Source organism: Winogradskyella sp. A3E31 (assembly GCF_046720935.1).
In the GTDB taxonomy this organism is placed as follows: Bacteria; Bacteroidota; Bacteroidia; order Flavobacteriales; family Flavobacteriaceae; genus Winogradskyella.
This window is the reverse complement of sequence record NZ_JBHNWH010000003.1, coordinates 24142-36122: the sequence shown is the minus strand read 5'-3', so window position 1 is coordinate 36122 and position 11981 is coordinate 24142. Positions and strand designations below refer to the sequence as shown.

Here is an 11981-nt window from a genome sequence, read left to right as displayed (position 1 = left end):
AACATTAAGATTTTTAGACACGTTTTTTAACCTAATCTTAATTTTTAAAGTCTTTTATTAAGTAATGTTTAATTCGATACCCTATAACTGGTTAAATCGTTGAGGTTAACTATTATTTGATTAACTTTAGTGACTGTTTTTGGTTCTAGAGTAACAGTTTATGTGTCTTAGGTCTAAAATCGACACTATAACTTACAATAAAATTCTTAATGAAGGTATTATTTTTAACTAGAGAGTTTCCACCTTATGTCTATGGTGGCGCAGGTGTACATGTAGAGTATTTGGCACAGGAATTATCTAGAATTATGAAGGTTGAAGTTAGGGCTTTTGGGGATCAGGATGAACACAGCGAAAGTCTTTCTGTAAAAGGCCTGCCGTTTGATACTTCAGAGTTTGATAATGCGGACAGTAAATTGAAATCTGTATTTAAAACATTGAATACGTCAATAAAAATGAATTCTGAAACCATTGATGCAGATGTTATTCATTGTCATACTTGGTATTCACATTTCGCAGGTATTCTTGCTAAATTGTGCTATGGAAAACCCTTAGTTATTACGGCACACTCCTTAGAGCCATTGCGACCTTGGAAAAAGGAGCAACTTGGCCTTGGTTACGATGCCTCTTCGTGGGTAGAGAAAACAGCTTTAGAAATGGCTGATGCTGTTATTGCAGTATCAAAAGAGACCAAAGACGATGTTCTTAATCATTTTGAAGTAGATGAAGAAAAAATCAAAGTCATTTACAATGGTATAAGCTTGTCGCAATACGTGAATGTACAAGAAACAGATGTTCTTGAATCCTATGCTATTGATACTAAAAAGGCGTATGTCCTTTTTGTTGGAAGAATCACCAGGCAAAAAGGTATTATTCATTTGGTAAATGCCATTACATATATTGATAGCGATACCCAAGTTGTATTATGTGCCGGTGCTCCAGACACGCCAGAAATTGCAAAAGAAATGGAAGATGCCATTTCTGCCATTAAACAAAAACGTTCCAATGTATTTTGGATTGATAAAATGCTCGAAAAAGAGCAGGTTATTCAACTGTATTCTCATGCAGATGTATTTTGTTGCCCTTCAATTTATGAGCCTTTCGGGATTATAAACATTGAAGCTATGGCTTGCGAAACGGCTGTTGTCGCCAGTGCTGTTGGAGGTATTAAAGAAGTGGTTGTGCACGAAGAAACAGGACTTTTAATTCCTGTAAAACAACAGAATGTGGCTCCTTTTGAGCCTGAAAACCCTGATCAATTTTCAAGAGATTTAGCAGCTGGTGTCAATAGATTAATTAGAGACAAAACTTTAAGAGATAAAATGGCGAAAGCTGGTAGAAAGCGAGTCGAAGAATTATTTGATTGGCGATCCATAGCAGAACAAACTAAAGCACTATATAAAACCTTAATTGACTAAACTAAAATGATTAACAACAAAGTATTAAGTATTATCCTTGGAGGAGGCCAGGGCTCTCGGTTATACCCATTAACAGAAGAAAGATCTAAACCCGCAGTTCCTATTGCGGGGAAGTATCGGTTAGTGGACATTCCAATTTCAAATTGTATTAATTCTGGTATAAAACGGATGTATGTCCTAACACAATTTAATTCAGCGTCCTTAAATAGACATATTAAAAACACGTACCACTTTAGTTTCTTTAGTTCTGCTTTTGTCGATGTTTTAGCTGCGGAGCAAACCATAAAGAGTGATAAATGGTTTCAAGGAACTGCTGATGCTGTAAGGCAGAGTATGCATCATTTCTTAAGACACGATTATGAGTATGCTCTCATCCTTTCTGGTGATCAACTATATCAAATGGATTACACCGAAATGGTTAATGCACATATTGAAGCTAAAGCGGATATTTCAGTTGGGACCTACCCTGTCAATGCTAAAGACGGTACTGCTTTCGGGATTTTAAAAACAGATGATAATAACCAAATAACATCTTTTATTGAAAAACCTTCTGCAGATGTCATTGTTGATTGGAAATCAGACGTCAGCGACGAGATGAAACAACAAGGTCGTGAATATTTGGGCTCAACAGGAATTTATATTTTTAATAAAGATTTGTTAGTTGAGTTAATGAACGATGAAAGTACTGTGGATTTTGGTAAGGAAATCATTCCACAAAATATAGATAAACATAAAGTAATAAGCTATCCTTTTGAAGGTTATTGGACGGATATCGGTAATATAGATTCATTCTTCGAAGCTAATCTTGGCTTAACAGACGAAATACCAGAATTTAATTTGTACGATTTAGATAACAGAGTTTATACCAATGCTCGTATTCTGCCAACGTCGAAAGTGTCTGGGACAAACCTTAATAAAGCTGTGATAGCTGAAGGTTGTTTAATACATGCTGCTACTATAGAAAAATCCGTGATTGGCATTCGCTCTAGAATTGGTAAGGAATCTACTGTTATTAATACCTATATGATGGGTAGCGATTATTACGAATCCTTAGAAGATATTGAAAATCAGAATATCGAAATTTTGATGGGCATCGGGGAGCGCTGTTTTATTAAAAACGCTATCATTGACAAAAACTGTAGAATCGGAGATGATGTTCGTATTAATGGAGGAAAACATTTAGAAGATACTGAAACCGATACGTACGTAATTAAAGATGGAATTGTAGTACTTAAAAAAGGAGCTGTTTTGACTAGTGGCACTGTTATTTAATCGAAAAGAAGTCCTCGACACTCTGTGGCGGGGTTCCCGTTGAAATTGTCATTCCCGTGAAAACGGGAATCTAAATAACAGAATTTGGGTTTTTGATTTCAAGATGAAAATGAAACAAGCGAAATACCTCTATGAATCTGTCTCAAGGATAGTGTGTTTTAAGAAATTCTATTATTTTTTGAACAATCAAACGTTATAGTTAAGTCTTTCTCTTTATAATTTGAATTTTTAAGTTTTATCCCCCTGAAATTTATTAAATTCGAATTATACCTACCAATATTCTTATAATATGCTAAACCAAAAAAGAGTAGTTATAGATTTTGTCTCACCGCAAATCAATGGCGGAGACATTTTTATAAAGCGCGTTGTCGATGAAGTCGTTGATATTACTGCACATGTATTAGTTGACGGTCATGATGTTATTTCGGCGTCTGTTCTTTATAAACATGAGAAAGAACGTAATTGGAGTGAATCTCGTTTACATTTAATTGAAAATGATGAATGGACAGGTTCTTTTGTTGTAAATAAGCAAGGCTTTTATTCTTATAAAATTGAAGGTTGGGTCGATGATGCTCTCAATTGGCAACATGGTATAGGACGAAAGATTGATGACGGTCAGCATGTAAAATCCGAATTACTTGAAGGAGCCGAATTGATAAAGCCCATTTTAAAAAAGGCCAATGGTGCAGAGAAAAAATATATAGAATATTGCTTAGAAGCTTTTGTAAACCCTGATCGTTACGACGACGCCATTAAAGAAGCACAGAGTGAACAGCTACATGACTTATTCTATAAATATCCAGAAAAGCACTTAGCAAACACAACCCAGGAGTTTAAGGTTTATGTCGATCGTAAAAAGGCATTATTCAGTACTTGGTATGAATTTTTCCCAAGATCTGCTTCAGAGACTGAAGGCCAACATGGTACATTTAAGGATTGTCATAGATTATTACCGCGTATTGCAGATATGGGATTTGATACCTTGTACTTTCCACCAATCCATCCAATTGGTTATAAAAATAGAAAAGGAAAAAACAATACAACTGTAGCTCAAAAAGGTGATGTTGGATCTGCTTGGGGTATTGGATCCCCAGAAGGTGGACACAAAGACATTCACCCAAAACTAGGAACTTTAGATGACTTTAAAGCATTGATTAACGATGCCAAAGATCAAGGTATTGAGATTGCTATGGACTACGCCTTGCAAGCTGCCCCAGATCATCCTTGGGTAGAAGAACACCCTGATTGGTTTAAGTGGAGACCAGACGGTACGGTACAATACGCAGAAAATCCACCTAAAAAATATCAAGATATTTTGCCTATTTACTGGGAAAGTAAGGACTATAAAAATCTTTGGAAAGAATGTCTAGATACTTTGTTTCATTGGATAGACTGTGGGATTAAGGTGTTTAGGGTAGATAATCCACATACAAAGCCTTATTACTTTTGGAACTGGGCAATTTCTGAAGTCAAGAAAAAACACCCGGATATTATCTTTTTAGCAGAAGCATTTACTAGACCAAAGGTAATGCAGCAATTAGCCAAACAAGGATACACCCAATCGTATACCTATTTTACGTGGAGAGACAACAAGCACGAGCTTATTCAATATATGACAGAGCTGACGCAATCCGACCAACGTGAATATATGCGACCTAATTTTTGGCCAAATACACCAGATATAAATCCATACCATTTGCAAGGAGCCAATGAATCTAAATTTATTCAGCGTTATGCCTTAGCAGCAACATTGAGTTCTAATATTGGGATTTACGGGCCTGTTTTTGAGCAGATGATAAACGAAGCGATACCAGGTAAGGAAGAGTATTACATGTCAGAAAAGTTTCAATTGTGCCATTACGATTGGTTTAAGGAAAATAAATTGACTCGAATAATTTCAAAAGTCAATCATATAAGGCACAATAATGAAGCTCTACAGCAAACCAATAATATAAAATTCTGCCATATTGAAAATGATAACCTCTTGGCTTTTTACAAATGGGATCAAGAGCGGACTAACGAATTGCTGATTATTATAAGTCTGGATCAATATCATTCTCAACAGGGCACCGCACAACTTCCTATGAAAGATTTACAGTTGCACGAAGGCCAACAATTTTCTGTTGAGGATTTAATTACGGGTAGTAGCTATAATTGGCATGGTGAGTGGAATTTTGTAGAATTACACCCTACGTTGCCCTTCCATATATTTAAGATTAAAAAATAATAATGGCAAAAAAGTCGGACAAAGCATCACATCTTCTCAAACCACCATATAATTTTGATGTGGAATGGGAAGAGCTTATGGAAGACCCTGAATTTATAAAGGTTTTTTTGTCAGACGTTCTAGAAAAATACATTGTAAAGCAACGCTGGTATGGTGGAAAATCTAGTAAATTAAAATACATTGAATTATCAGAATACTTTAGAATTCAGCAACACGAAGAAGTGTATTATGGACTGATTCTAGAGGTTAATTTTACAGAAGCCTTTTACCAACATTATTTTTTACCAATAGCCTTTGTTTCAGATAAAAACTTTGCACAAGATGATCGAATTCTTCCATTGAGTATTCAAAATCAAGAAGGGTTTATTATTGATGCTATTAATCTCGAAGCATTTAGACGTGTTGTGTATGAGCGTATTCAAACAGCTATTCCTAATGATACCACCCGAGTTCAATACCATAAAAGTTTAAACTTTGGAGAGGAGGATTACGAATCCTCTCGATTTATGGGTATGGAGCAGAGTAATACTTCTATTGTTTACAATGAGAAATATGTTCTAAAATTCTTTAGGCGTATTTATGCCGATAGAAATCCAGATTACGAAATGAGCCGTTTTCTATCCGAAAAAAAAGAGTTTAAAAATACACCTGCTTATCTGGGAAGCATTCAAATTAAAGACCACGAAAATGTAAATATCACCATTGGTTTAATGCAGGCAATGGTAGAGAATGACGGAGACGCTTGGGAGTATATGTTGGATGAATTGCATAAGATATTTTCTAATTTAGAGTACAAAAGAATCAATATTGAAGATCTTCCGAATACTGAACGATTTGAGAGATTAGAAATAAGGGATATTCCGCCCCAAGTTATTGATTGGGCAGGTCTTAATATTTTTAATAAAATTGAAAAATTGGCCAAGCGTACAGCAGAAATGCACATCGCGTTGGGTTCAGAATTTGAAGATACCAGTTTTACACCAGCACGATTCAATGGCGATTATGAGGTTTGGCTAAAAAACAGATTGTTATACCAATTTCAAAATCGATTGAACACCATTGAAAATAGTCTTCATAAACTCGATGGGTTGGCTCTAGAATTGGCTCAAGAATTTTTAGAACGCAAGAATGATATCAGGAAGCGTTTTGTTGATTTTAATTGGACAAAATTAAAAGGAGAACGACTCCGAGTTCATGGGGATTATCATTTAGGACAGGTGCTTGTTAAAGATGATGATTTTTATATTCTAGATTTTGAAGGTGAGCCAGAGAGCACTATACGAGACCGAAAAGTTAAGCAGCCACCACTAAAGGATGTCGCTGGTTTGTTTAGATCGTTTCATTATGCTATCTACGCTACTATTTTCAATAATCAGGAAAAGTACAAGCAAGATCAAAATGCACTTTTTGAAGCTGGGGAAATTTTATATCAATACCTAATAGGTCTTTTTTTAGGGGCTTATGTCATCGAAATTCAGAATGCTAACATAAATATAGGCTACCAACAAGAACGAGTCTTCCTGCTTAAATATTCTTTATTAGAAAAGGCCGTTTATGAGTTAGGATACGAACTGAATTCACGCCCGAGATGGGCAGTTATTCCATTAAAAGGAATTTCAAATATTATTAATAGTTAAATATGGCAGAAGTAATAGTACATAGTTTATTTACTGATTTTGATATTGATTTATTCAAGGCAGGCAAGCACTACAGATTGTATGAAAAGTTTGGGTCTCATGTCATGACCTTAGACGGGGTTGAAGGTACATACTTTGCTGTTTGGGCACCAAGTGCTAAAGCAGTTTCGGTTATTGGTGATTTTAATTACTGGTTAGAAGGAGAGCACCAACTTAATGTGCGTTGGGATGCCAGTGGTATCTGGGAAGGATTTATTCCAGGAGCTGGAAAAGGAAGTATCTATAAATATAAAATACAAAGCCATCATAACGATATTAAAACCGAGAAAGCAGACCCTTATGCTCGTAGAGCTGAACATCCGCCAAAAACAGGCTCTATAGTTTGGGACGAGCCTTATACTTGGAAAGATGCAGCTTGGATGAAAAAACGTAAAAAGCACAATGCTTTAGACGCCCCATTTTCAGTTTATGAAGTGCATCTAGGCTCTTGGAAAAAACAGATTGAAGAAAATCGCTTCCTATCTTACGTAGAATTAGCTGATGATTTGGTAAAGTATGTCAAAGACATGGAGTTTACACATGTTGAGCTGATGCCAGTTATGGAATATCCTTATGATCCATCATGGGGTTACCAATTAACAGGTTATTTTGCGCCAACATCGCGTTTTGGATACCCTGAAGAATTTAAGCTTTTGGTTGATAAGTTGCACCAAAATGACATTGGAATTATCTTAGATTGGGTGCCATCACATTTTCCTGAGGATGCACACGGACTTGGCTTTTTTGATGGTACGTGCCTTTATGAACACCCTGATAAGCGCAAAGGGTATCACCCAGATTGGAAGAGCTTAATCTTTAATTACGGTCGTAATGAGGTGAAATCTTTTTTGATCAGTAATGCTATTTTTTGGCTAGATCAATACCATGCTGATGGACTTAGGGTTGATGCTGTAGCTTCGATGTTATTTTTGGATTATAGTAGAGAAGATGGAGAATGGGAGCCAAATATGTATGGAGGAAGAGAAAATCTAGAAGCTATTTCATTTATGCGAGAAATGAATGAAGCCGTTTATGGAGCGTTTCCCGATGTACAGACCATAGCAGAGGAATCTACATCTTTCCCAATGGTGTCAAAACCAACTTTTTTGGGAGGATTAGGATTTGGAATGAAATGGATGATGGGTTGGATGCACGATACCCTTCAATATTTTGCTAAAGAACCTATTTATAGAAAGCATCACCAAAACGACTTAACCTTCAGCATGACGTATGCCTTCACTGAAAACTTTATGTTGCCTTTAAGTCATGATGAAGTTGTTTACGGAAAGCATTCCATACTGGGAAGAATGCCTGGTGACGAATGGCAGCGGTTTGCAAATTTAAGGTTGCTGTATAGTTATATGTTTACACACCCTGGGACAAATCTATTATTTCAAGGATCTGAATTTGGTCAAAGTGAAGAATGGAATTTTCAGCAAAGTCTAGACTGGCATTTGTTGGACTATAAACCGCATCAGGGAGTACAAGCGTTAATAAAAGGCTTAAATAAGCTTTATAAAAATGAGCCTGCATTACACCAAAAGCAATTCTCTGCAGAAGGCTTTGAATGGATTGACTATAACGATGCTGAAAATTCTGTCCTCGTTTATATTAGAAAGGGAAATGACGCAAAAGATGATTTAATTATTGCTTGTAATATGACGCCAATACCAAGAGAAAATTACAGAATTGGGGTGCCAAAAAAAGGCAAACTAAAAGAGATTTTCAATAGTGACCTAAAAACGTATTTTGGTAGTGGTGAATACAAAAATAAATTAACAATTACCGAAGATGAGGCTTGGCAGTTTAGAGACCAGTCTGTTAATATAGATATTCCTCCTTTAGGTATGGTAGTTTTTAAATATACTATAAAATAGGGCCTTCTTTTGTAATGATATTTGTTAAATCAACAATAGTTTCTTCCGAAAACGATATAGTTAATAAAAGCTGATAAATAGAGGGGTTTAGGCTTTCACGCTAAGTAATTTTTCCGTTTTTTTACAGCCATTTTACCAAATTACACTATGATTGTAAATACTGAATTAGAACGTAAAGGAAATCTGTTTCCTTCAAAAATAATAGACTATAAAAAAGATGTCGATAACCTATTCTTTTCAACAGAAAATGATGTAGTACTTCAAGTCACAATAGTAAGGGATAGTGTCTTCCGCTTTCGCTATACCACTACTGGAAACTTTAAAAACGACTTTTCTTATGCCATTACTAAATATGCGAGTACAGGCTATAATAAATTAACAATTGAAGAGAAAGAAGATTTTTATGAAATCACCACTTCAAAATTAATTTGTCAAATAGCAAAGGAATCATTGCGAGTAGCCATTTATGATGCTGCTGATAAAGTATTGATCAATGAGGATGAAATTGGTTTTCATTGGGAAGAAAGTTACGAATACGGTGGAAACATCGTTAAAATGAGTAAGGTCTCGCAAGATGGCGAAAGTTATTATGGACTTGGGGATAAGCCAAATCATCTTAATTTAAAGGGAAGACGCTATGAAAATTGGGTAACGGACTCTTATGCCTTCGGAAAAGATACGGATCCCATATATAAAGCCATTCCATTTTATACAGGCTTGCACAACAGTAAAGCTTATGGCATATTCTTCGATAATACGTTTAGGTCAGCGTTCGATTTTGCTAGTGAACGACGAAATGTTTCAAGTTTTTGGGCACATGGTGGAGAAATGAACTACTACTTTTTCTATGGCCCTAAAATGAATGATGTTGTTGAAAGTTATACTGATTTAACAGGAAAACCACATCAATTACCGCCACTTTGGGCATTGGGCTTTCATCAATGTAAATGGAGTTATTACCCAGAAGCAAAGGTTAAGGAAGTGACTTCAACCTTCAGGAAATTGAAAATTCCTTGTGATGCTATCTATTTAGATATTGATTACATGGAAGGGTTTCGTTGCTTTACTTGGAACAAAGACTATTTTCCAGACCCCAAAAAAATGGTAAAGGAATTGGCAGATGATGGTTTTAAAACAGTTGCTATTATTGACCCAGGGATTAAAATCGATAAGGATTATTCAGTTTTTAAGGAAGGCTTAGAAAATGACTATTTCTGTAAGCGCGCCGATGGTGATTACATGAAGGGAAAGGTTTGGCCAGGGGAATGTTACTTCCCAGATTTTACAAATCCCGAAGTCCGCGAATGGTGGTCTGGATTATTTCAAGAGCTTATTGAAGACACTGGTATAAAAGGTGTGTGGAATGATATGAATGAGCCAGCCGTTATGGAAGTACCCAATAAAACCTTTCCGGACGACGTTCGCCATGATTATGATGGCAACCCTTGTAGTCATAGAAAAGCACACAATATATACGGTATGCAAATGGCTAGGGCGACCTACCAAGGCTTAAAAAAATATTCATACCCTAAACGTCCTTTTGTAATTACAAGATCTGCGTATTCAGGGACACAGCGCTACACATCAACTTGGACGGGAGATAATGTTGCCACTTGGGAGCATTTATGGATTGCAAATATACAGGCACAACGTATGGCTATGTCTGGTTTTTCGTTTGCAGGTAGTGACATTGGTGGATTTGCGGAACAGCCTCATGGTGAACTCTTTACACGTTGGATACAACTCGGGGTATTCCATCCATTTTTTAGAGTGCATTCTTCTGGGGATCATGGAGAACAAGAACCATGGACGTTTGGTGAGGACGTTACGGATATTGTTAGAAAATTTATTGAAATCCGTTATCAGTTATTACCGCATTTATATACATCGTTTTGGAATTATATTCAAAATGGAACACCGCTATTAAAGTCCTTAGTACTCTACGACCAAGAGGACGTGCATACACATTACAGAACAGACGAATTTATTTTTGGTGAGAATATATTGGCTTGCCCAATCTTAGAGCCTAATGCTAAAGGTAGAAGAATGTATGTGCCTAAAGGGAATTGGTATAATTTCTGGACGGATAAAGTGATTAAAGGAGGGAAAGAAATGTGGGTAGATGCTGATTTAGATAGTATGCCAATTTTTGTAAAAGAAGGTGCTATTATTCCTAAATACCCAATTCAACAATATGTGGGTGAAAAAGAAATTGAGGAAATAGTCCTTGATGTTTATTATAAAGTCGGTAAAGAGGTTAGTGAACTGTACAGTGATGCTAATGATGGTTACGATTATACAAAAGGTCGCTATAGTTTGAGAACCTTCCAGTTAACAGGAAAAGCTAATGATTTAATTATCAATCAGCATAAGGAAGGAAAGTTTGTAACTCCTTACGATACTTTTAAAATTCAAATTCATGGGTTACCGTTTGAAATAGGGGAAATTCAATTAGATAATGAAACTATTCCTTTAAACCACATGAAAATCAATGGCACTCAATCGGTAGTAGTGGACAAGAATTTTTCAGAATTACACTTTATTGCCAAATAATGGCTTGAAATTTGAACAAGTTATTTGAGCATTTGAGTTAAAAATTAGAAATGATTAGTAGTATCTTTATTGTCTAATATTGAAAAACCTTCAAATTATGAAACGAATTATAAAAATATCAGGTATTCTTTTGCTTGCATTTGTAATATCCTGTAAAACAAATCCTTTCACAGGTAAAAAAACATTGGCGCTGGTATCTAATGACCAATTATTTCCAACGTCTTTTCAGCAGTACAATTCCGTACTTTCCGAGAGCAAAGTCATTACTGGGACACCAGAGTCAGAAATGATAAAAAGAGTTGGCCAGAGAATTGCAGTTGCTTCAGAACGATGGCTAAATGCAAATGGATACGAAGGGTATTTGGCAGATTACAAATGGGAATATAGCCTTATTGATTCAGAACAGGTAAATGCATGGTGTATGCCCGGAGGTAAGATCGCCTTCTATACAGGGATTTTACCTATTGCCAAAAATGAAACTGGTGTTGCAGCAATTATGGGGCATGAGGTGGCACACGCGTTGGCAAATCACGGTCAGCAACGAATGAGTACCGGAATGTTGCAACAGTTAGGTGCTGCAGGTGTTGCCATAGGCACTAGTGGAAAATCATCAGAAGGTCAAGCAGCTTGGATGCAAGCTTACGGTATAGGCACAACGGTCTTGGGAACGCTACCTTTTAGTAGATCGCATGAAACTGAAGCTGACCGTATAGGGCTGTATATAATGGCTGTTGCTGGTTATAATCCGGATGAAGCTGCTGAACTTTGGAAGCGTATGAAAGCTAATAGCGGAGGACAAGCACCCCCTGAATTTTTAAGCACACACCCAAGTCCAGATACTCGTATTAAAAACTTAGAGGCACTGGCTCCAACTGCAAAAAAGGAAGCCGCTAAATATGGCGTGACATCTTTTAGGCCAGTAAATTAAATAGATTATAAATTATTACTACTTTAGAAGCTG

At 36.3% G+C, this 11981-nt stretch carries 7 protein-coding genes; all 7 read left to right on the top strand.

The genetic code is table 11. The annotated features are described in order from the left end of the window. The first annotated feature begins 209 nt into the window (after positions 1 to 209). The 7 genes from glgA (at position 210) to ACFEMA_RS04515 (ending at position 11948) form a co-directional block, all read left to right on the top strand. Positions 210 to 1415: a glycogen synthase gene (gene glgA, locus ACFEMA_RS04545; protein ID WP_411766841.1), complete on the top strand. Its 1206-nt coding sequence runs from the start codon at positions 210 to 212 to the stop codon at positions 1413 to 1415. 6 nt (positions 1416 to 1421) lie between these two features. Next, the gene (locus ACFEMA_RS04540; protein ID WP_411766840.1) at positions 1422 to 2687 is read left to right on the top strand and encodes a glucose-1-phosphate adenylyltransferase; all 1266 of its coding nucleotides are present in this window, start codon (positions 1422 to 1424) and stop codon (positions 2685 to 2687) included. Positions 2688 to 2976: 289 nt separating this feature from the next. Further along, entirely contained in the window at positions 2977 to 4914 is a 1938-nt protein-coding gene (locus ACFEMA_RS04535) for an alpha-1,4-glucan--maltose-1-phosphate maltosyltransferase (protein ID WP_411766839.1), read from the top strand. A 2-nt stretch (positions 4915 to 4916) separates the two neighbouring features. Continuing rightward, complete coding sequence (locus ACFEMA_RS04530; RefSeq protein WP_411766838.1) at positions 4917 to 6551, top strand: trehalose synthase; 1635 nt, start codon at positions 4917 to 4919, stop codon at positions 6549 to 6551. Positions 6552 to 6553: 2 nt separating this feature from the next. Beyond that, positions 6554 to 8467, top strand: coding sequence for a 1,4-alpha-glucan branching protein GlgB (gene glgB / locus ACFEMA_RS04525; protein ID WP_411766837.1), 1914 nt, complete (start codon positions 6554 to 6556; stop codon positions 8465 to 8467). A gap of 147 nt (positions 8468 to 8614) precedes the next feature. Beyond that, positions 8615 to 11020: a glycoside hydrolase family 31 protein gene (locus ACFEMA_RS04520; protein ID WP_411766836.1), complete on the top strand. Its 2406-nt coding sequence runs from the start codon at positions 8615 to 8617 to the stop codon at positions 11018 to 11020. Positions 11021 to 11117: 97 nt separating this feature from the next. Then, on the top strand, positions 11118 to 11948 hold the full coding sequence (locus tag ACFEMA_RS04515; RefSeq protein WP_411766835.1) for a M48 family metallopeptidase: 831 nt from the start codon (positions 11118 to 11120) through the stop codon (positions 11946 to 11948). The last annotated feature ends 33 nt before the right edge of the window (positions 11949 to 11981 follow it).